16 protein-coding genes are annotated in these 21907 nt (G+C 59.6%); 6 read left to right on the forward strand and 10 right to left on the reverse strand.

What is annotated here, in order from left to right; genetic code table 11:
- Positions 1–144 precede the first annotated feature (144 nt).
- Complete coding sequence (locus AF71_RS17245; RefSeq protein ID WP_018857328.1) at positions 145–882, forward strand: metallophosphoesterase; 738 nt, start codon at positions 145–147, stop codon at positions 880–882.
- Here the strand turns inward: AF71_RS17245 and AF71_RS17250 are convergent, their stop codons facing one another.
- The 6 genes from AF71_RS17250 to AF71_RS17275 form a co-directional block, all read right to left on the reverse strand.
- Positions 883–3234, reverse strand: coding sequence for a polysaccharide biosynthesis tyrosine autokinase (locus AF71_RS17250; RefSeq protein WP_018857329.1), 2352 nt, complete (start codon positions 3232–3234; stop codon positions 883–885).
- Between the two features lie 4 nt (positions 3235–3238).
- Positions 3239–4246 carry a glycosyltransferase family 2 protein gene (locus AF71_RS17255; protein WP_169682261.1) on the reverse strand — a complete coding sequence of 336 codons (1008 nt, stop codon included), beginning with the start codon at positions 4244–4246 and terminating at the stop codon, positions 3239–3241.
- Positions 4243–5169 carry a glycosyltransferase family 2 protein gene (locus AF71_RS17260; protein ID WP_169682263.1) on the reverse strand — a complete coding sequence of 309 codons (927 nt, stop codon included), beginning with the start codon at positions 5167–5169 and terminating at the stop codon, positions 4243–4245. The genes AF71_RS17255 and AF71_RS17260 overlap by 4 nt, the downstream gene beginning before the upstream one ends.
- Positions 5166–6164 carry a glycosyltransferase family 2 protein gene (locus tag AF71_RS31345; protein ID WP_026371804.1) on the reverse strand — a complete coding sequence of 333 codons (999 nt, stop codon included), beginning with the start codon at positions 6162–6164 and terminating at the stop codon, positions 5166–5168. Before AF71_RS31345 ends, AF71_RS17260 begins: the two co-directional genes overlap by 4 nt.
- A 1247-nt stretch (positions 6165–7411) precedes the next feature.
- Positions 7412–8206: a glycoside hydrolase family 16 protein gene (locus AF71_RS17270; RefSeq protein ID WP_018857333.1), complete on the reverse strand. Its 795-nt coding sequence runs from the start codon at positions 8204–8206 to the stop codon at positions 7412–7414.
- A gap of 3 nt (positions 8207–8209) precedes the next feature.
- Positions 8210–9289: an acyltransferase gene (locus AF71_RS17275; protein ID WP_210258301.1), complete on the reverse strand. Its 1080-nt coding sequence runs from the start codon at positions 9287–9289 to the stop codon at positions 8210–8212.
- Positions 9290–9878: 589 nt separating this feature from the next.
- On the opposite strand from AF71_RS17275, the gene AF71_RS17280 reads away from it, so the two are divergent.
- A complete protein-coding gene (locus tag AF71_RS17280) occupies positions 9879–10838 on the forward strand; it encodes a glycosyltransferase family 2 protein (protein ID WP_113471286.1) in 960 nt (319 codons plus the stop codon).
- A 10-nt stretch (positions 10839–10848) separates the two neighbouring features.
- Here the strand turns inward: AF71_RS17280 and AF71_RS17285 are convergent, their stop codons facing one another.
- Positions 10849–11850, reverse strand: coding sequence for a glycosyltransferase family 2 protein (locus AF71_RS17285; RefSeq protein ID WP_113471287.1), 1002 nt, complete (start codon positions 11848–11850; stop codon positions 10849–10851).
- Positions 11851–11986: 136 nt separating this feature from the next.
- Positions 11987–12253 (reverse strand): exopolysaccharide production repressor protein, encoded by a 267-nt coding sequence (locus AF71_RS17290; RefSeq protein WP_018117241.1) that lies wholly within the window; start codon positions 12251–12253, stop codon positions 11987–11989.
- A gap of 774 nt (positions 12254–13027) precedes the next feature.
- Here AF71_RS17290 and AF71_RS17295 point away from each other — a divergent pair.
- From AF71_RS17295 to AF71_RS17310, 4 genes are all read left to right on the forward strand, one after another.
- Entirely contained in the window at positions 13028–13708 is a 681-nt protein-coding gene (locus AF71_RS17295) for a sugar transferase (protein ID WP_025660022.1), read from the forward strand.
- A 76-nt stretch (positions 13709–13784) separates the two neighbouring features.
- Positions 13785–15056, forward strand: a complete 1272-nt coding sequence (locus tag AF71_RS17300) for a polysaccharide biosynthesis/export family protein (protein ID WP_169682267.1) — start codon at positions 13785–13787, stop codon at positions 15054–15056.
- Between the two features lie 10 nt (positions 15057–15066).
- Positions 15067–16332, forward strand: a complete 1266-nt coding sequence (locus AF71_RS17305; RefSeq protein WP_018857339.1) for an O-antigen ligase — start codon at positions 15067–15069, stop codon at positions 16330–16332.
- 48 nt (positions 16333–16380) lie between these two features.
- A complete protein-coding gene (locus tag AF71_RS17310; protein ID WP_169682270.1) occupies positions 16381–17388 on the forward strand; it encodes an acyltransferase in 1008 nt (335 codons plus the stop codon).
- Here AF71_RS17310 and AF71_RS17315 read toward each other — a convergent pair.
- Both AF71_RS17315 and AF71_RS17320 read right to left on the reverse strand, forming a co-directional pair.
- Positions 17383–20577: a multidrug efflux RND transporter permease subunit gene (locus AF71_RS17315; RefSeq protein ID WP_018857341.1), complete on the reverse strand. Its 3195-nt coding sequence runs from the start codon at positions 20575–20577 to the stop codon at positions 17383–17385. The two genes, AF71_RS17310 and AF71_RS17315, sit on opposite strands and share 6 nt — an antisense overlap.
- Positions 20574–21749, reverse strand: coding sequence for an efflux RND transporter periplasmic adaptor subunit (locus AF71_RS17320; RefSeq protein WP_018857342.1), 1176 nt, complete (start codon positions 21747–21749; stop codon positions 20574–20576). The genes AF71_RS17315 and AF71_RS17320 overlap by 4 nt, the downstream gene beginning before the upstream one ends.
- Between the last annotated feature and the right edge of the window lie 158 nt (positions 21750–21907).

Below are 21907 nucleotides of genomic sequence, written 5' to 3' on the forward strand. Positions count from 1 at the left end.
GTTGCGCCTCTAGGATTGCTGGATCGCGGGTGCAATGATAAGGCGCGTTTTTCTACGAATGCACGAGCGATTGAATTTTATTGTCGCTTGATTGCACTAATGCGAAGCGTGCGACGCTTCGCTGTCCGCAATGAGAGGTTCAACATGCCTTCAACAGTCCATGAGCGGCTGAAACTGGATCCCGGCGACATTCCGATCTACGCCATCGGTGACATTCATGGCAGGTACGACCTGCTGCTGAAGGCGGAGCAGGCCATCATTGACGACGCTGCCGTGATCCCGGGGCGCAAGCTTATCATCACGCTCGGTGACTACATTGATCGCGGCCCCTCTTCGGCACAGGTGATCTCGCACCTGATGATGCCTCCAGCGGCGAATTTCGACCGCATCTGCCTGACCGGGAACCACGAGACCACGATGCTCGACTATCTCGACGGTCTGGTTTCCTTCTCGGATTGGATGCGGATGGGGTCGGATGCGCTGCTACGCTCCTACGGGCTCGATCCGGAACAACTGCCGCTGGTTTTTCCGAACGCCGCCAAGCTCGTGGGCTACATCAAGCAGTCAATACCGAAGCCGCACATAGATTTCCTGCGATCCCTGCCGATCTTCGTCGACACGCCGAATGTTCTGTTCGTTCATGCCGGCATCGATCCGATGCTGCCGATCGATGCGCAAAGCGACGAGGATCTCGTTTTCATCCGCCATCGCTTTTTCGAGAGCAGCCGGCCGCTGCCGAAAGTGATCGTTCATGGCCATACGCCGAACGATGAGCCCGAGGTCCTGCCGATGAGGCTCAACCTTGATACAGGCGCCTTCCACAGCGGCAGACTTACGGTTGCCAGACTGTGGAGAGGGCGCGTGCATCTCTTCCAGACGTGATCAGGCGCCGGCTTCTGCGGGCTCCCGCTTCCTTGACGTCTCTTCGGTGTAGTAGCTCACATATTTGTGGCGGTAGCGTTCAGTGCCGCCGAAGTTGGTGAACTTGCCGAGTTCCGTCATGTCGGTCTTGTTGAGGATCACACCCAGAATCTTCGACTTGATCTGCGGCTCGGAATTCAGAAGGTCGCGCACGACTGATGTCGGTGTCGAGCCCCATTCGGTCACAAACAGGAAGCCGTCTACCTGCGGAGCAAACGCCTTGGCGTCGATAACAGGGCCGAGCGGTGCAAGGTCGACCACGATGTAGTCGAACATCTTGCGGGCATTTTCCATCAGATTGAACATGCCCTGCGAAGCAAGCAGTTCGCTCGTGTGCATAAGGTGATCGTTCGGCAGAACCGGCAGGATCGCGAGCTTCGTTATCGGATCGATCTTGACGGCACTCGCCCACGGAACCTCACCGAGGACTGCTTCGACAAGACCCTGTTGCGGTGGGTTCCGCAGCATACGGGTCAGGCCCGGATTGCGCAGGTCGGCGTCAATCAGCAGCGTGCGCTTGCCGCTGGAGGCGAGAAGTGCTGCGAAATTGGCCGCCGTGGTCGACTTGCCTTCTCCCGGCATCGCCGAGACGACTCCGATGACGCGGTCCGACTTGCCCAGGAACATGACGTCGCTTGCAAGCTTCGCGTTGCGCAGCGTTTCGGCGAAGACCGAGCGTGGCGCCTCGAGGACGACGCGCATGATGCGTTCGAAGGTTGCATCCGACTCTGCTTCGGCGGCTTCGACCGGCGGATTGGTGCGCGGCCGGAAGATCTTACCCTCCCGCGGCGCCTTGCCGATGAGCGGCAGGTAGCCGAGGAACTTGAGGCCAAGGATCGTCCTGACATCGCCTTCGACACGGAAGAACCGTTCACGGAATTCCTGGAACGCCGTAAGTCCACCCCCGGCCATCAGGCCGAGAACGATGGCGAGGCCAAGCGTCATGGTCTTTTTCGGGCTGGACGGCGATGCCGGCACGCCGGCTTCAGAGATGACGCGAGCCTTGGCGATCGGGAAGGACTGTTGCTGCGAGGCTTCCTCGTATTTGCCGAGGTAGGATTCATAAAGGGTCTTCAGGGCGGTCGCGCGCTGCTCGAGATCGTTGAGTTGGACGAGCGACCTGTCGGCCTCCGAATTCTTGCCAGTCAGGTGTTCGATGTTCTGGCGGAGCGAGGCCTCGCGTACGCGCGCGACTTCGGATTCGTTGTGGTAGCTGGCCGTCAGTTGCTGCAGTTCCTGATAGATCTGGCGGGTCAGGTCCTGCTTTTCGGCACGCAAAGCGACGGCCTGCGGATGGTCTTCCCCGAAGTTGGTTGTAACCTCCTGCTCGCGCTTGTTCACCGCGGCGTAACGCGTGCGCAAATCCTTGATCACGGTATTATCCGCTTGGCCTGACGAGATCGCGGCGTTGTTCACAGCGCTCTCCGGACCAAGGTCGATGATCGATTTGAACTGGCTGTAGCGGGCCGACGCGCTGGCACTGTCTGCCTGGGCGACGATCAGTTGCTTGTTCAGGTCGGCAAGCTGCTGTTCCGACATCAGTTCGCCATTGGCCGACGTGAGGCCGTTGTCGGACTTGAACTTCGCGACATCGAGGGCAGCCTGCTGCGACCGCTCGCGAAGATCCGCAAGGCGCTGCTGCAGCCACACCGAGGCGCTTTCCGTGGCGTCGAAGTTGGCGTTCAGCTGATCGTTCAGGTAGGCGGTGGCGTACGCCTTGGTGATCCGTTGTGCCAGAAGCTTGTCGGTCGAACGGAAGGAAACCGCGAGAACGGAGCTGCGATTGACCCGCGATACCGCCACGGCCTCCTGCAGCAGGGCGGCCGCCTTCTGGCGGCGGCCGTTGCGCGCATCGTCTTCCGTTACCGGCGGACCGCCGGGCGCCAAGGCGCTGACGATCAGCTTCACGCCGGACTTGACTAGCTCAACTGGCGACTTCGAAGGGTCAAGGATTGTCGAATTGTCCTGAAGTTTCTCGGCATCGACGACGCGAAGCGCAAGTTCGTTCGACTTGAGAATTTCGACGGCGCTGGCGATCTGCATGTCGACCTGCTGCGAGCTGGCGGCCGGCGTCGGATCCTGCGCGTATTTCGCGATGTCGTCATCGAGCAGGATCTGCGTCATCGACGTATATTGCGGGGTCGCAAGGAGCAGAAAGATGACGGCGAGCGTCACGGTTGCGGCAACGCAGAGCGCGATTGATCCGGCGCGCCGGATCAGGATGGCAATCAGGCGATCGATGTCGATGAAAGAATCGGAATCGTCGGCCGCTTTGGGCAGAGTGCTGTGCAAGGTCAGGTTCCGTTGGTTCATGGCTCTATCCTTTGCGGGAGCGGGTCACGCCATCGATGGCTGTAAGGTCGGTCCGAGGGCTTACCAAGTGGCGAAGCGGCGCGAGTGCGCGATTGATCCGAATGGCTATTGGCATCCTCAGATGGGCCAACGCCGACGGATTGCTCCAGGCCGTCTTGATCGCTCCGGAGATCGACCGGTCTTTGATGTTCTGTACGAGGATGAGGAATGCGCGGCCCCGGCGGAGGCTTTGTTCGCGAAACTCCTGTGCGGCCGCCGCCTCCGCATCCAGCGTGTGATCTCGAAGGAAGGCCTTATCACCCTCGATCATGGCATCGATGTGATGAAGGGCAAGAACGCGTGAAATCGATCCCTCACGAATCTGATAGTCGTAGCCAGGGATTGGCTCGATCACGCAACGCCCACCAAGCGCCATGGCCGAGGCGAGAAACAGATAGTCCTCACCGACCTTGAGGGCTTCGTTGAAGCGAAGTCCATGCTGTTCGATAAAGGCGCGCTGAAAGATCGGCTTGAGATAACCAAAGTTATGCGTTGTCTGAAAAAGGGCATTCGATCGTATGAATATCGGAAGCGTCAGCTCAGGTGTCTCGGCCAACGACTGCTGGATAAACATCGTCTCCGGCGGCGTGCCGTCGGCGCGAATGACACGGAGATTGTCGACGGCAATCTGGGCACCGGCATTCTCTGCGCGCTTGATCATGCGCTGCAAACGCTGCGGCTCGACCGTGTCGTCGGAGTCGAGCACTGCAAGCCACCGGCCGGTTGCAGCCGACAACGCGGCATTGCGCGCTGCCGCCGGCCCACCATTGCGCCCAAGCGCCAGGAGCTTCACGCCCCTGTTCGCGTAACTTTCCGCAATGGTTCTCGTCTCGTCCGTTGAGCAGTCATCGGCGACGATCACCTCAACCGACACGCCCTCTTGTGCAAGGGCGCTGTCGATCGCCTTGGCGAGCGTCTCCTCGGCATTGTAGGCAGCGACGATGAAGCTGACGTCGGGCTGGGTTTGCGTCATGCAGCCTCCGCCGTTCCATACTGACGAATCTCACGAACGCCGAGCAGGCCACTCACCACGCCGGTATGCATGAGGCCGCGAAGGGCGTAGCGATACCGCAGAACCGGAGAAAAGACGCAGGCAAGCGCCGCGCCGTAGCAGAAGGCCGCCTTGGCTGCCGCCAGGCCGATCTGCTTTAGCCGCTGCGGGCCAGCGTTCTTTTCCTGGAGCAGCCGCCCATGCGTCTGGCCGAAGCGGAAGCGGCGCTTGGCAAGCCAGGACAGGCCAGCGCGGCTTTCGGTCACCGGTTCATAAACATAGGCCTCGGGTGCAAAGGCAATCCCGCCGCCATCGGCATGCATGTGGCTGAAGAACTCCGTGTCCTCGCCGCCGGTGCGCCCAAGTGCAAGGTTGAAGCGGCGCCCGACCACATGGGGCGAATCGAGGCGAAGAAGGACGTTGCAGGTGTAACCGGTGCGGATTTCACCGCAGACCCATACGGGCAGGGTCGAGTGGAAGTCGCCCTCGCGCATCCAGTTCGGCGCCGTGGACGAGTAGACGCTGCGGACGGGGCCAAGCACCGCATCCGCCTTGGTCTTCCTGGCAACGGCAAGCAATTCCACCAGCCATTCCTCGCTGGCATCCTCATCATCGTCGATGAAGGCAAGGAAATCGCCCGTCGCATTTTCCAGGCATGCATTGCGGGCAATCGAAATGTTCGATGCCGGGCAGTGCACATAGGCAATTTCATGCGGAATGGTCGGACGAAGCGCATCGACCCGTTCCTTGGCGCTCGGAACCTTGTCGTTGTCGGCGACGATGATCCGCAGCGTTGCTCCATCGGGCACCGCGAGGACCGCAAGCGAAAGCAGCGCTTCGTCAAGCGAAGCGCGGCGGTAAGTGCAAATGCCGATATCGATCTGCAGGGGGGGCATGTCGTTCATGAAGAGACCTTTCTGCCGCGGAAGCTCAGAAGCTCCATCCAGAAACCGGCAGACCAGGCGAAGTGCATCACCATTGCCGAAACAGCGGCAAGCGGGCCGTATGGATTCTTGTGGCCGATGGCCATCCAGAAGCCGTAGCCGACGCATGCGACGGCCCAGAGGCTGAATGGGATAACGGCCGCCCAGTTCAGAACGGCAAGAAATGCGCCGATAAAGACCGGAACGACGAGAAGCGGGAGCATCTGCCGAAGATTGGGCATGCTGCCATGCTTCAGGATGTTCTTCGCGCGACCTCTGCCATAGCCAAGATATTGGCGGAACAACGTCGAAATGGTCGAGCGCGGATAGTAGGTCATTCGCGTCTTGTCGGTCATCCAGATGCCGAAGCCCGCCTGCTTCAGGCGGTAGTCGAGCTCCGCATCCTCGTTGTGGCTGAAGGTTTCATCGTAGCCGCCGACCGCGTCGAAGGCCGCGATGCGCATCAGCGCGTGATGGCCGTGATTGGTCCAATGCCCCTTGGCGCCCTCGCGATGCTTGGAACCGCCATTCCCGAGTTTGGAATTCTGAGCAAAGGCAGTTGCCTTCTGGAAGACACCGAAGCCGACCGTTTCCATGGCGACCACGACGGAGTCCGCCTGGGTGAGCACGGCCTCCTGAACGAGGCGTCGGCAGTAATCGGCGGGGTAATCGCCGTGTGCGTCGATCCGGATCAGGTAGTCGTAGTCACGGCCAAAGGTCTGAACCGCGAGATTGACCGCCGCACTCTGGATCCGTCGGGGATTGTGCAAGAGCACGATCCGCGGATCGGCAGCGCTGATGCGAGCGACGATGTCGCGTGTCGCATCCGTGCTGCCGCCGTCGGCGACGACGATCCGGGCATCCATGTGATCGATTTCGAGGCTCAATTTGGCGAGCAACGCCTCGATATGCTTCTCTTCGTTCAGGCAGGGAATGATGATGAGACTGGAGACGCTGGCACCGACATCAGGCTTCATGGTTGTCCACCCTTCTGGAGACACGCTTGTTGGAATGATTGCGCCGGCACCGCCCCTCTCTGCGGTTGCCGGGACAAGGCGGGAAAGGCTTGCGACGAGGGCCGCGCAATCGCTGCGGTCGGCAAGCCAGATCTTGCGATCCTTGGCGGCGACGGCCTCGCTCAATGCGCGGTGCCGCTCGCCTGTCATGGTTTCGAACAACTCTGCGAGCTGCGAAACGTTGGCTTCGGAAAGCTCTAGGCCGATGTCGCGTGACTGGAGGAAGCGCGCGGTCTCCGTGCCTTCGAGGGCAATCGGCACGGCGCCATACAGGCATCCCTCATAGAGCCGGTTCGGCAGGAGCCAGCTCGAATTGAGGCCGTCCTCGAAGAAATCGATCGCCCAGGAGAAATGGACGTCGTCGTAGATCGCCCGCAAATCCTCGGGATTGCGATAGGGGCCTTCGAAACGAAGATAGGGCTCGTCGCGCACGAAGGCATCGAAATCCTCGAACTCCGAGTAGGCGGGGCGACCACGCAGAACGATCTCGACCTTGCCTTCCATGCGGCGCGAGAATTCGGCAAGAAGGCCGAGCGACTTGCGGCAGCGAAGCGCACCGAACCAGCCGATCTTCCACGGCTCGCCCGGTTGCTTCAGGGGACGGCCAAATGCCGGCTCGATAGCGGCTTCGTCAAGGGCGATGACCTTGTTCTCGATCAGAAGCATCTCGGCTTTGACGCCGGAGCGAGGATTGAAATAGTTCTCGATGAAAGCCGGAGAGCTGGTCAGAATGAGCTTGGTATTCCTGCCGAAATGCGCCTCTGCGCGGCGGATCGCCTTGCCGACCACGTCGTCGCGCAGCAGAAGGCGATGGATATCCAGGCATTCGTAGACAACGGGAACGTTGCCACCGAAAAGCGTGTTGGCTTTGTGCGCGACGGCCAGTGCCTCCAGATTGCGGCCGATGATGAGATCGGGCTTCTCTACGTTCTTCAACAGAGCCTTGAGGCCGGTCATCGCCTTTGCGACGGCGCTCATGCGCTGCGCAAATTTGGCATCGGCCGTGCGTCCAAGCTCGATCGGCGTGACGCCATGCACTTCCGCAAGCCGGTTCTCGCCGCGGCGGAAACCGGCAAGCACGACCTCGGCGCCGCCCTCGCGCAGCATCAGCACCCGCCGTCTGACGGCCGGATCTGCCAGGTCGTGCACGAGGTAGAGCACTTTGAGCATCGACGTTCCTTTTGCTGTATGGGCTTGGCCCGCGCTGGTCAGTTGAGCGTGCATGCGATCGATTCAGGGAACTGGCACTTGTCGCCGAGCGCGGTGAAGGCCACGCGGTCAACGCTGAGAGTGGTTGGCTTCGTGTAGTTGAAGCGCCCCATCCAGTTCGAAAGTGTGTCGGAACCCCATAGGCTGAAGAAGATCTTCTGCGGGTTGGACGGTATCTTCGACGGATCAGTAACGTCCTGAACAAGCTTGCCGTTCAGGTAGTAACGCAGTCGATCCTTTTCCCAGATAAAGGCATAGTCATTGAAGCCCTCATCGGCTTTGTTGCCAACCGGAACGAGTTTCTCGTTGCCACCCTTGGCCTGCACATACTGGTTCACCTGCACCTCGCCGGTGTTCTTGCCCAGCACTTCGAAGTCGATCTCATCGTGCTTCTGCTTGTCGGCTGGACCGATATAGGTGAAGAAAGCGGAGTTCAGCCCCGAGCCTGTTCCAGCCTTGATGCGGGCTTCGTAGGTGCCGTAGCTGTAACGCTTGGTCGTCTGGATCTCACCACACAAGTAGTTGCGGTCGTTCGATTTTCCGTCGGCGAACGAAAGCTGAAGGGCGCCGTCCTCGGCCTTCGCGTTGTTCTTCGACCAGGTGCAATTCTGGTGGGCGCCGTTGTTCCAGCCGTCAGAAACGTACCAGAAGCCATGGTTGATCTTGTCGAAATCGTCGACGAAGGACTTTCCGGATGCCTGCTGTGCTGAAGCCGGCAGCGCTGAAGCGCAGGCTGCCGTAATGGCGATCAGGCCGAGGCAAAGTTTTCGCGCATGGGCGATTTGGGTCGTCATGTGTCACCTTTGCTGTGTAGCAAGTTCGGGGGAGACGTCGTGCGGCGACGTCGGTTTTGCGGACCGTTTGGTTCTGCCACCCGTCAGGATTGCGTAGAGCCGCGGAAAATTCTTCCGGCAGAGCCCGTTCGAGAACGTGAGAAACGGAAACAGCAGCGCGAAAGACAGAACGAAGAAGAGCGGGTAGAAGCTCAGGTCCGACTTGCCCCATAGGATCCAGAAAAAGACGAGTAGCGGATAGTGGGCGCAGAAGATCCAGAAGCTCAGGCTTCCCGTTTTCGCGAGCCGTTGGCCGAGTTGCGTCTTGATCAGCGGCGCCGATAGCAGCCAGAAGCCAAGAGCGCCGACGATTGCTAGCGCGTTGCGAAACAATTGCACCCAGTCCGGCAAGGACGGGCCCGTGAAGAAGATCGCCGTTGCGAGGAGCGCCGAGGCGGCGAGCAAGAGAAAGACGCCAACCGGCGCAAAGCGATCGAGAGCCTTCAAGTCGAACTGCTGCAGGGCAATGAAGATGCCGAGACTGAAGCTGAAGAGGATCGAGCGCTTGAGAACGATGTAGATCGACAGCTCCGGAATCAGCGCGATCACCAGCAAGGCGGTCAACGTCAAAATCGGCGCACGGCTGATCAGCCACGCGAGGATCGGTGAAAGCAGGATGCAGACGAAGAGATCGCGGAGGAAGTAGAGCGGCACATTGTCAGGAAAATTCTCCACTGCCAGCACTTGCGTCATGAGATCGCGGCCGGACGCGTTCAGCGGATCAGGCAGATAGCCGTCACCGATGCCGACACTGGTCGCCAGAATGATCGCTGCAATGAACGCGCAGTTCCAGAGCAGGAATGGCAGGAACACCGTCTGCACTTTCGTGCGCACGGTTTTCCTGTAGCTGAAGTTTTCCTGTCCGCCGCGAAACAGCAGATAGCCCGAGATCGCGCTCAGGCAGGGAACGCCGACGCGAAAGAGCGCCTCCGTCAGGAAAACCCGAATCCAGTCAAATGCGCCGTAGGTCCCGTCGTAGGGACTGCTGGCGGCATCGAACGGTATGTGAACAAACACAATGCCCGAAATGAGCACGATGCGCATCAGATTGATCCGCGACGATACATTCGCATCAACATTCACGTTATCAGTCACCCCTTTTGGGCCGCACCTCCCCTTGCGACCGTTTTCAATCAGAGCAGACTCGAGCCCGCGCCGAGAAAGCTACGGCGGATTCCCGGAAGAAAATATGGCACTGCAGCAAAAAGTGATCGGCGGTCCCACTTCGTAACAGTCGTTCTGTCCTGGCTCAGTATGGGAAAACGCCTACGCAGGGGTCTGCCGAATCGAGCTCAACGTCAACGTGAGCAGTGCATTTCATAACATGATGATATTCATCAATTTCTGGGTTCTTTATGCGCCGCGGGGCCTGAAAGTTTTTGTTGACTAGTGAACGATTGTTACAACGCGAGGCTGACGAATTGCTCCGATCGTGGCCGAATTGCGGCTTGGGACTGAACGGCCGTTTCGTTCCGATACAGTTTGGGACGACCCGCTCAGATCACCCGCTTTGACAAACTTCGGCCGAAATGAACGTCATCATTTTGCAGTGCAGCAGACTTGCTGCACTTTCATTCACCCCTAGATGCGTCAGGGGCGGAAAACATCACTTCGCGTATCTCAAGGAGAGCGTATGGCGACCTTCACGATCATCATCCCCTTCTACCAACGTCAGGACGGCATTCTCAGCCGCGCCCTGGCGTCGGTCTTCTCGCAAAGCTTCAAGGATGTTGATGTCATCGTCGTCGACGACCAGTCGCCACGCTCTCCGGATGCGGACCTAGCGTCGCTGTCGGAGGAGGATAGGGCGCGTGTCACGGTGATCGCCCAGCCGAATGCCGGACCGGGCGGTGCCCGGAACACGGGACTCGATCATGTGCCGGAGGCGACGCGATATGTTGCCTTTCTCGACTCCGACGATGTCTGGACGCCCGATCATTTGGCCAATGCAGCCAAGGCGATGGAGGCTTTCGGTGGCGACTGCTACTGGGCGTCCATCGAAGGGGGCGAGGAGTTCGACTACCATTTTGGTATCGCCGCTCTCGAGAAAGAGGAGGGGGCGCGGCGTCTCCTGAGCAAGCCGCTAATCCTCGACGTGCCTGACCTCGCGGGCGTCATGCTGAAGAACTGGGCGTTCCTGCACATGTCCTGCATGGTCATCGGCCAGCCGCTGTTCGAGAAGGTTCGTTTCGACGCGGCCCTGCGCTTGGCGGCCGAGGACGTTCTGTTCTTTTGCGATTGCATCATCGCCGCGAAACAGGTGCTGCTCTGCGGCGAGCCTGGGGCGCTGCGCGGCGAGGGCATCAACATCTTCCACGGTGTCGACAACGCCTCGCCGGAGTTTCTCAAGCAGCAGTTCATCACCTGGATGGCGCTCGACCAGCTGGAGAGCCGCTTCTCTCGCCGACCGCGGGAGGTGGAGACGATCAAGGAGCACAAGAACACCGCCCGAAAGCAGGCGATCTGGAGCCAGATCGGCCTTCTGCGTCGCCGCAAGAAGCCGGATTTCCGGCTGCTCGCACGCTGGGCGGCACGCGATCCCCGATTGCTTCAGAGCGCGCTGCAGCTGGCGGCGGCCAAGTTTTCCAGATAGTCGAACCCGGCTACTTGGCTGGGGCGCTCAGAAGATATCGCAAGCCATCGCCTTGCGCGGTGACGGAAACGCCACCCGGATTTCGCAGGCGCTCGGTCTTGTCCATCAGGATGCCCGTCGCAATGGGCGGGAAGGCGGTTGGGTGGGTTGCGATATAGGCGATGGCCGCCAGCGGGCCCGATTGTGATTTGATGTCGAGGAACCGCCGCAGCTCATATTTGCCGCGCACGTGCCGCTCGTGCCGACGCACAGCATCGGCGGCCTCAGGCGGCAATCTTGACGATGCCAGCAGCACGCGATCGGCCTCGTAGAGGCGACGAAGATCTTCGGTGCGGTGTCGACCGCTGAGCGAATTTCCGCGCACGACCGCCCCGTAGCCGCAGCTGTGGATCACCTTGTAGCGCGCGCCGAGCGCCAGCGCCCTGATGTAGAGGTCGTAATCCTCTCCAAGCCGCATCTCCTCGCGGTAACGCAGGCCGTGCTTGTCCAGGAAGGCGCGTCGCATGATCGGCTTAAGGAAGCCAATCTCGCCGCGCCGAACGCCACGCTTGGAAATGTTGCCGTCGACAAAGGTGGGCAGGTCGAGGAAGAGCGGGCTTGCGGCAAATTGCTGTAGGCGCTGGGGCGCCTGGCTTGCTGTATCGGCATCGACAAAGGCGATGTTGTCGGCAACGAACTCCCAGTCGTCCTCCACAAGCATCTGGCGAAAGCGGCCCTCGAAGAAGAAGTCGTCCGCATCGAGGATTGCGATCAGGGGTGCCGAAGAGATGTCGATGGCGTGGTTGCGGGCGGCAGAGGGGCCCTTGTTCTGATCGAATCTGACGACATTCAGCCTTCCGCTGGTGTCGTCCGCACGTCTCGCGGCCCCTGCCGTGCCGTCGCTGGAGCCGTCATCGACGACCACCACTTCGGTCACTTCGGGCTCCCGAAGCGCCGATCTCACGGCGGTTTCTATCGTGTCCGCCGCGTTCTTGGCTGCGATGATGACGCAAATGCTTGCCGTTTCTGCCACGCGTAGCCTCCGTTGTTTTCGCTCAACAACTAGGACGTCAAAGTGTGGCGGACAACGGGCGGCCGTTCAAATGATGTTACGGGGCGAGGATGCCTTCCATGCCGGACAGGCACGACCGCGGTACGAATTGCGATGCTTAGCGATTGAACGGCTCAGAGCCCTTGAAGGGCGACACAGGCATTTTTTCCGCTTCTTCGCGCTTTACGGCGGGGCGAATCGTGCGGCTCCTGGATTCCTTCCAGACAAGGTAAAGCACGCCGCCAAAGTAGCCGGCCTGAAGCAGGACGGCGCAAATTGCGGTCTTGATCGCGGTGCCAGCGAGGGAACCGCTCAGCCAATACGTCGCCACAGCAAATACGGCCAATGCGCCGAGCATGCTGAAGATAACGCGAGGTGCATACATCTGTTGCCTCCTCCATCGGAGCTTCTTCAACGAACAATTATCGAAGACGAAAGCGCCACCGGGATCCTTCCTAGGATAATGTTTTACAGGACTTCCTGTTTCAACTGAAGGTCTGGAGACGTTTTTTGCGCCTGCGAAATGCGTAGTACAGCGACGATCTTAAAGGTTTCTTCCGGCTATTGGTAAAAATGCCACGCGCTGTCACCCTTCGCGGGCTTTTGCGAAAGATGATTAAAGAAGATTACATCGATCTTTGGTTGCGCCTAATTTGGCAATACACGTAAGCATTAGTGCCACAATGTCGGTCACAACGGGTGCGTTGGAGGGGTTGTGCGTTCAACTTTTATTACAAAGTTTTTAATTTTAATCGGTTTGCTAGTGCAGTGCAAAACTGATGGTGCAATGCAATAGAGAACTCTTTCGACAAATAGAATCCATTGCTTTGCGAGAAGCCGCCAGTGCAAACCACCAATTGCTCCCACCATGCCGGAACGACCTAGACTTCAGTATCTTTGGCTCCGATAGCAACGGCCCAGACTTTTATTGGTACACGCATAGATTATTTCGAGATCGCCAGAGAATTGTATGACTATTTCAGCGGATTCTTAAAAACAAAAAATCTGAACGGCGGCCGGAAAAACACGTCGTAAAGCGTCAGTCGTAAAATTGTGGCTTAAAAAAACAAAATCACCTCATACACTTCGAATTCGTCAGGGCCAGCTAAGCGGCCTGAGCCTACCCGACCAAACGGCAAACATAAGTGGAGTTACCTCTATGAAGTCTGCGACGAGATCGGACAGTTCGCCATTTTATGGCGCAGTTCATCAGAGCGTGTTTCCGCCGACTGGCGGGATCGCAAAACGGGCATTCGATGTGTCCGCCGCCTGCCTCGGGCTCATCTTTCTGAGCCCGCTTTTTTTGATGGTGATGTTGCTTGTGAAGCTCTCCGACAGGGGGCCGATCTTCTACGGACATCGCCGCATCGGCCACAATGGCCAGGAGTTCCGTTGCCTGAAGTTTCGGACAATGGTCACCAATGGTGACAAGGTTCTGCAGGAGCACCTGCGAAACAATCCGAAGGCCATGGAAGAGTGGCGTGAAACGCGCAAGCTGCAGGATGACCCCCGGGTTACTGCCGTTGGTGCCGTTCTACGCAAATTGAGCCTTGATGAGCTGCCCCAGCTCTTCAATATCATCCGCGGCGAAATGAGCGTCGTCGGTCCGCGTCCCGTTGTTCGAGACGAACTCGAAAAATACGAGAATGCGGCCGTCTATTATCTGCAAGCTCGCCCTGGCCTGACAGGCCTCTGGCAGATCAGCGGACGCAATGACGTTTCTTACGCCACCCGCGTCGCCTTCGACACGCACTATGTCGAAAACTGGTCGCTGGTTCGGGATGTCGTGATCATCGCACGCACAATCCCGGCGGTATGCGCTCAACGCGGCAGCTACTAAGCCGCATCTCAAAACCCAAAACAGTACTGCGCGGCAACGCCTTGCGGCTTGTCGTGCTGAGACACGGGGAAGGTTCATGGAAAGACGCTTTCTTGACGGCAAGGCCGGACGATTTCGTTCGCTAAGATCCGGTATTGTTGTCGCAGCCGGACTTGCTGCTTTATTGGTGTCCTCATCGCTTGCCAGTGCAGACGACTACCGTCTCGGAATGATGGACAAGCTGAGGATTCGGGTGGCCGAGTGGCAGACCGCGGATGGCAGCATCCGCGACTGGTCGGTTATCAGTGGGGACTATACGGTCGGGCCTTCAGGAAGCATTTCCCTGCCTTTCGTCGGTGACATGCCCGCATCAGGCAAGACGACGGATGCGATCGCCCAGGAGATCGGTTCGGCGCTGCAGAAGCAATTTGCTCTGAAAGACCGACCTTCTGCCTCGGTGGAACTGTCGGAATTCCGGCCGGTCTATCTCTCCGGTGACGTTGAAAAGCCCGGTGAATATCCGTTCGCGCCCAATCTCACGATCGTCAAGGCCGTGAGCCTCGCGGGTGGCCTGCGCCGCGCGGACGCCGGGCAACGCTTCGCCCGCGACTTCATCAACGCCAAGGGTGACGCGGTCGTCTACATGGCCGACCGTGCACGCCTGCTGGTGAAGCAGGCGCGGTTGCGCGCGGAGATCGCGAACCAGGATACGATCGAAATGCCGAAGGAGCTGCAAGACAAGCCGGAGGCGAAGCCCCTGCTTGACAGCGAAACGGCTCTCATGAACACGCGCAAGAAGCGGCTGACGCTGCAGCTTCAGGCTCTTGCTGACCTCAAGCAACTGCTGCAAAGCGAGGTCGAGACCCTCGCCAAAAAGAGCGAAACGCAGACTCGGCAATTGCAGCTTGCGACCGCGGACCGCGACAAGGTCGAGGATCTTGCGGAGAAGGGTCTGGCACTCAGCGCCCGCAAGATGGCCGCCGAGCAGCGCGCTGCCGATACCGAGGCGACGCTTCTCGATATCGACACAAATTCGCTGAAGGCCAAGCAGGATATCAGCAAGGCCGATCAGGACGAGATCACGCTTCGGAACGACTGGGATGCGCAGCTTGCCCAGGAACTTCAGAATGCCGAAGCTCAACTAGACGAACTCCATCTTAAGCTCGAAACCAGCAATTCGCTGATGGCGGAGGCATTGACGCAATCCACCGATGCCGCCCGTTTTGACACCAGCACCGGGGCTGCGAGCATCGCCTACTCGATCGTCCGCGATGTCGACGGCAAGGCGAAGGAGATTCCGGTTCAGGAAAATACGGCACTGCAGCCCGGCGACCTGATCAAGGTCACCGCCGGATTGGCAATGAGATAACGAGGCCGCAATGCGGATCGCAAAATCTGTGCTCATTCAGCCAGGCAGGAATGCGAATTTCGCCATCCCTGCCGTGGCGCTGTCACTTTTTTGCTTCGCCTACTCGATTAAGTTCGGGCAGGTGGCGATCCTGCTTTACTATGCGCTCTGGTTGCCGCTGATTGCCGTGGACTACAAGAAGGTGCTCGGCAGCCATGGTCGCTATCTCTGGATCTATGCCTTCGCAGCACTTGCCTTCCTGTCGGTCTTCTGGTCGGCGGTTCCGAGCATTTCGCTGCGTGCCAGCATCCAGTACCTGACTCAGGTCATCTGTGCCCTGATTGCAGTCCGCGTGGTGGACGTCAGAAGCCTGACGGTGGGCATGATCGCCGGTGTGGGGATCGTTCTCGTCTATTCGCTGCTGTTCGGCTACTACGAGTACGACCCGCTGGACGGCACCTTCAGTTTCGTTGGGGCCTTCGCCTCGAAGAACCAGCTTGGCTTCTATGCGTCGCTTGGGTTGATCGTTTCCTTCGCGGCCGTCTTTATCTTCGGTGAGAGACGCCTCTGGATGGCGGCGTCGGGAATAGTCGGGCTGCTATCGGCCTACTGCCTCATCGCCTGCCAGTCTGCGACGTCCGTTTTGACGACTGCCGTCGTGATTGCCCTCATGATGGGGCTGCGTGTCGTGCTCGCACTGACCCCCGACCACCGCAAGCTGCTGGTCGTCGGCGGTGGCGTCGCCGTCATCATTCTCGCCGTTGCTGGCGTCTATCTCGGCGCGGTCGATGCCGTTCTCGGCATCTTCGGCAAGGATTCCACGCTGACCGGGCGTACCTATCTCTGGCAGCAGGGGATCGAGGCGGCAAAGCAGAATCCGGTCTTCGGCATCGGCTACCAGGCCTATTGGGTTCAGGGCTTCTCGGAGCCGGAGCGCCTGTGGGAAGAGTTCTTCATCGGATCGCGGAGCGGCTTCCACTTCCACAACACCTACATCGAAACGGCCGTCGAGCTGGGCCTCGCGGGCGTGGTCGTTCTTGCAGGAATGCTGTTGCGGATTTTGTGGGGGCACTTGCGCCGCGTCATCGAGGATTTCAGGAACGACGAATCCTATCTGCTGTTCTCGATCGCCGTGCTGCTGACGATCCGCTCCTTCGTCGAGATCGATATTCTGACACCGTACAACGTCGGGACGTTTCTTTTCTATTTCGCCGCCGGAAAGCTGGCGACAGCGCGCCGCCAACCAGCGGTGAGCTCATGGCAACAGCACGCGTCGCCTGAGCCTCTCCCTCAATAATGTCATTGCATTTTCGACCGGGCTTGGTCCGGTTCTCCGAGGAAACGGATGAAGACACTTTACGGCATCCAATATCTGCGCGCCTTCGCGGCACTTGCCGTCGTGGTCTTCCACGCGGCCGAAAGAACCGGTGAGCATTTCGCCATTGGTGCCGCCGGCGTCGATGTTTTCTTCGTCATCAGCGGTTTCATCATGTGGGTCATCAGCGACCGCCGCCCAATGACGCCACAGGGGTTCCTGCTTGATCGCATTCGCCGCATTGCGCCTTCCTACTGGCTGGTCACGAGCGTGATGATCGCCGGCGCCCTCGTCGGTCTGTTTCCAAACCTGAAGCTGACCGGCGCCCATATCTTGTCCTCGCTTTTCTTCATTCCTGCCCACTCGCCGAGCACTGGCGAGATCTGGCCGGTCCTCGTCCAAGGCTGGACGCTGAATTTCGAGATGTTCTTCTACATACTGTTTGCCGGCGCGCTCTTCCTGCCGCGTCGCTGGAGACTGGTCTATCTGACGGCCATTTTCGGGAGCTTCTTCCTGATCGGCCTGGTGTTCAAGCCTGCATCGCCCGTGCTGAACACCTATACCCGGTCGATCATCCTCGAATTCCTCGGGGGAGTGCTGCTCGCCGAATTGTGGATCCGGCGCTGGATTGCAGGCACCAGTCTCGGCCTTGCATTCGTTGGCGCATCACTCGTCGGCTTCGCCATGATCTTTCTGATCGAAGCCGATTTCAATGAAACGATCTGTGGGCCGCTGGCCATCGCTTTGGTCTACGGCATGGTGTCGCTCGAGGCGGACGGCAGCATTGGCCGCGTACCGCTTCTCACCTATCTCGGCGATGCATCCTATTCGATATACCTCTGGCACACGCTGGCAATCTCCGTGATCGTCAAGGCTGCCGGCGCGGCCGGGCTGTCGGCAACGCCGACGATCGTAATTGCCGTCATTGGCGGCACGATCCTCGGAACGGCAGCCTACGAGTTTGTCGAGAAGCCGCTCCGGAAGATCCTTTCGTCAGACCTGTTCAAACCGAGCGCGGTCGAGCGGCGCCCTTCATGAAGAAGTCTCAGTGGCAGCCTCCTCGGCGGGCGGGGCGGGCTCGGCCTGCGCAACAGGCTTTCGCCGGCGCCCGCGCAACACGACGTAAAAGACGGGTGTCAGGAACAGGCCGAAAATCGTTACGCCGAGCATCCCTGAGAAAACGGCCGTTCCGAGCGATTGGCGCATTTCGGCGCCGGGGCCGGTGGCGATCATTAGCGGCACGACACCGAAGATGAACGCGAAGGCCGTCATCAGAATCGGCCGCAGCCGCAGGTGACTGGCCTCGATGGCGGCCTCGGTTGCCGACTTGCCTTCGTCCTGTGCCTGTCTCGCGAATTCCACGATCAGGATGGCGTTCTTGGCCGCCAGCCCGATCAGAACGATCAAGCCGATCTGCGTCAGGATGTTGTTGTCCATTCCGCGCAGATGGACCCCAAGCAAGGCTCCCAGGATCGCAAGGGGGACGATGAGGATGATGGCTAGCGGCAGAACCCAGCTTTCATATTGCGCCGACAGGGCCAGGAACACGAAGACCACCGACAGGGCGAAGATGTAGATTGCGGTATTGCCGGTGTTCCTCTCCTGGAAGGCGATTTCCGTCCACTCGAAGGTCGTTCCTGCCGGCAGGATCTGCTTGGCGAGGCCTTCCATCTTGTCGAGTGCGGTGCCCGTCGAAACGCCAGGGGCGGCATTACCCTGCACGGGGACGGACACATACATATTGTAATGCTGGACGAGGGATGGGCCGCTGGTATCACGGATGTCGACCAGCGTGCCAAGCGGGACGAGTGCACCCGTCGCAGATCTTACCTTGAGGGCGAGGATGTCGTCACGCTCGACGCGATACTGCTGGTCGGCTTGCGCGCGCACTTGGTAGACACGCCCGAAGGCATTGAAATCGTTGACATAGGATGTGCCGAGATTGATCGACAGCGTGTCGAATATGTTGGTGATCGGTACGTTCAGCGTGCGCGCCTTGTCGCGGTCGATTTCGAGGAAATATTGTGGACTGTTGGCGGAAAACGTCGTGAAGACACCCGTCAGACCCTCGGTCTGGTTCGCCATGCCCATCAGCTGATAGGCAACGCCGAGGACGCGGCGCATATCGGAGCTCTCGCGATCCATCAGCTGGATCTTGAAGCCGCCGGCATTGCCGATGCCGGAGATCGGCGGCGGCGGAATGGCGATGATGAAGGCTTCCTGGATCGCCTGCAGGCTCCCATAGAGCTGGCCGATGATCTTCGTGGCCGTCTCGCCATGCTCCAAACGATTTTCGAAGGTGTCGAAGGCGGCAAAGACCACGCCGGCGTTAGAAGCGTTGGTAAACGTTGCGCCGCTGAAGCCCGAGAAGGCAACAGCATTCTTGACGCCAGGCGTGTTGCGGATGATCTCCGAAGCGCGCTCGACGACCGCGTCGGTGCGTGAAAGCGCTGCACCGTCAGGGAGTTGCACGACGACGATGGCGTACCCCTGGTCCATGACCGGGACGAAGCCGCCGGGAACGATCCTGCTCATATAGTATGTGGCGCCGAGCAGGCCGACAAAGATCAGCAGTGCGACGCAGAGTGCTGCGACTGTCTGCACCGTATGACGGACGATCCATGAATAGCCGGCACTGAGCCTGTCGAACCCATTGTTGAATCCATTCGCAAGCGCGCTTCCGAAACGCGCGATCGGATTGCGCCGCTTCTCGTGCTCCTCGTGTGGCTTGAGCACCAGTGCTGCGAGCGCTGGCGAGAGGGTCAGGGAATTCAATGCCGAGATCGCGGTTGCGACCGCGATCGTCACGGCGAACTGACGATAAAACTGGCCTGATATGCCGGGGATAAAGGCCGTTGGGACAAACACGGCGATCAGCACGAGAGAGATGGCGACGACTGCCGTTCCGACTTCGTTCATCGTCACATGCGCCGCCTCTCGCGGCGTCATTCCCTTTGCCAGGTTGCGCTCGACATTTTCGACCACGACGATGGCGTCGTCGACGACGATGCCGATCGCCAGTACGAGGCCAAACAGCGTCAACATGTTGAGCGAAAACCCGAAGGCAAGCAGAAACGCGAAGGTGCCGATCAGCGAGACCGGGATGGCAACGATGGGGATGATTGCCGTTCGCCACGACTGTAGGAAGATGAGAACCACGATGGCGACGAGGAGGGCGGCTTCAGCGATCGTCTTGTAGACCTCGTTGATCGACTCCGCGATGAATTCGGTCGGGTTGTAGACGATGTCGTAGCTAAGGCCCTGCGGGAAATCCTGGGCGACTGTGTCCATCGTCTTCTTGATTTCGGCCGCGGCTGCAAGCGCGTTGGTGCCGGGACGCGCGAAAATGCCGAGCGCGACCGCCGGCTTGCCGTTCAGATAGCTATTGGTGACATAGTCCTTGGCGCCGAGTTCGATGCGGGCGATATCCTGCAACTGGACGAGACGCCCCTCGGAGGTCGCTTTGACGATGACGTATCGGAACTGTCGGGCATCCGAAAAACGTCCTTGCGTCGTCACCGTATATTGGAAGGCGTTGGTGCCGGCGGCCGGCGGCCCGCCGATCGAGCCGCCGGAGACCTGCACGTTTTGTTCGCGCAGCGCGTCGACGACATCGCTGGCGGTCATGCCATAAGCCGACAGTTTCTGCGGGTCGAGCCAGATGCGCAGCGAATACTCGCGTTCACCGAACAGGATGACGTCGCCAACGCCGTCAAGACGAACCAGGGTGTCGCGGATTCGGGTGCGTGCGTAGTTGGAGACATAAAGTTGGTCGTATCGGGAATTCGGCGACAGCAGATGCACCACCATCATCAGGTCGGGCGAGCTTTTTGCCGTCGTGATGCCAATGCGCCGCACTTCTTCGGGAAGGCGTGGCTCGGCGATGGCAACGCGGTTCTGGACAAGCACTTGTGCCTTGTCGAGGTCCGTACCGAGCTTGAAAGTCACGGTCAGCGCCATGGAGCCATCGGCCGTCGAATAGGAAGACATGTAGAGCATGTCCTCGACGCCGTTGACCTCTTGCTCGATCGGCGTCGCCACGGTGTTGGCGATCGTCTCGGCGTCAGCGCCGGGATAGGAGGTGCGGATGACGATGGTCGGCGGTGCAATCTCCGGGTATTGCGCCACGGGCAACTGGAAATAGGCAATGCCGCCGACAATCAGCAGCACAATAGAGAGCACCGACGCGAAGATCGGGCGGTCGACGAAGAAGTGTGCAAATCTCATCGGCTGAGCTCCAGGCCGGCGGCTTCTGGCGCAATCTCCTCGCGGCTTTGCGGTAGCTCGACGACCTGCGGCGTGACCTTGGAGCCGGGGCGGGCTCGCAGCAGGCCATTGATGACGATCGTCTCGTTGCCGTCCATGCCCTCGCGGATGACGCGATAGCCGTAGAGGCGCGGGCCCGGGCGGACGGGCTTTGCAGTGACCATCCCATCCTCTCCAACGACATAGACGACTCGCTGGTTCTGGTCGGACCCGATTGCTTCGTCGGGGACAAGGATCGCCTTGTAAACATTTGATGCCTCGACAGAAACGCGACCGAACAGCCCCGGCTGGAGCACGTAGTTCGGATTGTCGAAGCGCGCGCGTATGCGCTTCGTGCCGGTCTCGCTGTCGATCCTGTTTTCAGCGAAGTCCAGCTTGCCCTTGAATGGCTTCTCGGTCGAATCCGTGATCCTGACCTCGACCTCCACGCCGCCACCGCCTTGCTGCAGATCGACCCCGCGGTCGCGGGCAGTCTGCGCGAAGTTGAGAAGGCGGCGTTCATCGACGTCGAAATAGAAGTCGATGGGATCCACCGAGACAATGGTCGTCAGAATCGATTGGTCAGCCTGAACAAGGTTGCCGACGGAGATCAGCCGGCGGTCGATGCGGCCGCTGATCGGCGCTGTGATCTTAGTATATTCGAGGTCGAGTGCCGCGCGATCGGCCGTTGCTTGCGCTCCACGGACGTTTGCCTGTGCCGAAACCCATTCGCGCCGGCGGTCGTCAAGGATCGATATCGACTGGCTACCACTCGTCGCAAGGCTCTCGGCCCGCTTGAATTGCGCTTCGGCATAGACGAGCGTCGACTTGGCCACCTCCAGTGCCGCATTCGCCTCGTTCAGGGCAGTGACGAATGGCCTCTGGTCGATGACGAAGAGCAGGTCACCCTGCTTGACGAGCGCGCCGTCGGTGAAGTGAACCTCCTGAAGGTAGCCGCCAATGCGCGAGCGCACCGATACCTGATCGACCGGCTCGAAGCGTCCAATGAACTCATCGTTGTCGACGACATCGCGCACGACAGGTTTGGCGACAGAGACGGGAGGGGGAGAGCCTGGCTGCTGCGCCACCGCCGAAGCGAACGGCAGGAAAGTCAGGGTGCCAATAGTCAGCAGTCGTCGAAGGGAGGAAGGCATGGCGGTTTCCTTATCCGGACGGCCGCAAACGCTGCCGTCGCTTATGCTGATGTGATGCGATTCATGTCTTGATGTCTCTGAACAAAGGCTCTGCCCTCATTCACCTATGCCATTGTAAATTCACGATCACCGCGTTCGGCCGCGTTCCGGCCCTACCA

This window comes from Rhizobium sp. 57MFTsu3.2 (genome assembly GCF_012932765.1).
GTDB lineage: Bacteria > Pseudomonadota > Alphaproteobacteria > Rhizobiales > Rhizobiaceae > Rhizobium > Rhizobium altiplani.

Excerpts from the sequence above, each read along its gene's own strand:
- AF71_RS17245 (WP_018857328.1), top strand. The coding sequence starts at position 145 with ATGCCTTCAACAGTCCATGAGCGGCTGAAACTGGATCCCGGCGACATT.
- AF71_RS17250 (WP_018857329.1), bottom strand. The coding sequence starts at position 3,234 with ATGAACCAACGGAACCTGACCTTGCACAGCACTCTGCCCAAAGCGGCC.
- AF71_RS17255 (WP_169682261.1), bottom strand. The coding sequence starts at position 4,246 with ATGACGCAAACCCAGCCCGACGTCAGCTTCATCGTCGCTGCCTACAAT.
- AF71_RS17260 (WP_169682263.1), bottom strand. The coding sequence starts at position 5,169 with ATGAACGACATGCCCCCCCTGCAGATCGATATCGGCATTTGCACTTAC.
- AF71_RS31345 (WP_026371804.1), bottom strand. The coding sequence starts at position 6,164 with ATGAAGCCTGATGTCGGTGCCAGCGTCTCCAGTCTCATCATCATTCCC.
- AF71_RS17270 (WP_018857333.1), bottom strand. The coding sequence starts at position 8,206 with ATGACGACCCAAATCGCCCATGCGCGAAAACTTTGCCTCGGCCTGATC.
- AF71_RS17275 (WP_210258301.1), bottom strand. The coding sequence starts at position 9,289 with ATGCGCATCGTGCTCATTTCGGGCATTGTGTTTGTTCACATACCGTTC.
- AF71_RS17280 (WP_113471286.1), top strand. The coding sequence starts at position 9,879 with ATGGCGACCTTCACGATCATCATCCCCTTCTACCAACGTCAGGACGGC.
- AF71_RS17290 (WP_018117241.1), bottom strand. The coding sequence starts at position 12,253 with ATGTATGCACCTCGCGTTATCTTCAGCATGCTCGGCGCATTGGCCGTA.
- AF71_RS17295 (WP_025660022.1), top strand. The coding sequence starts at position 13,028 with ATGAAGTCTGCGACGAGATCGGACAGTTCGCCATTTTATGGCGCAGTT.
- AF71_RS17300 (WP_169682267.1), top strand. The coding sequence starts at position 13,785 with ATGGAAAGACGCTTTCTTGACGGCAAGGCCGGACGATTTCGTTCGCTA.
- AF71_RS17305 (WP_018857339.1), top strand. The coding sequence starts at position 15,067 with ATGCGGATCGCAAAATCTGTGCTCATTCAGCCAGGCAGGAATGCGAAT.
- AF71_RS17310 (WP_169682270.1), top strand. The coding sequence starts at position 16,381 with ATGAAGACACTTTACGGCATCCAATATCTGCGCGCCTTCGCGGCACTT.
- AF71_RS17315 (WP_018857341.1), bottom strand. The coding sequence starts at position 20,577 with ATGAGATTTGCACACTTCTTCGTCGACCGCCCGATCTTCGCGTCGGTG.
- AF71_RS17320 (WP_018857342.1), bottom strand. The coding sequence starts at position 21,749 with ATGCCTTCCTCCCTTCGACGACTGCTGACTATTGGCACCCTGACTTTC.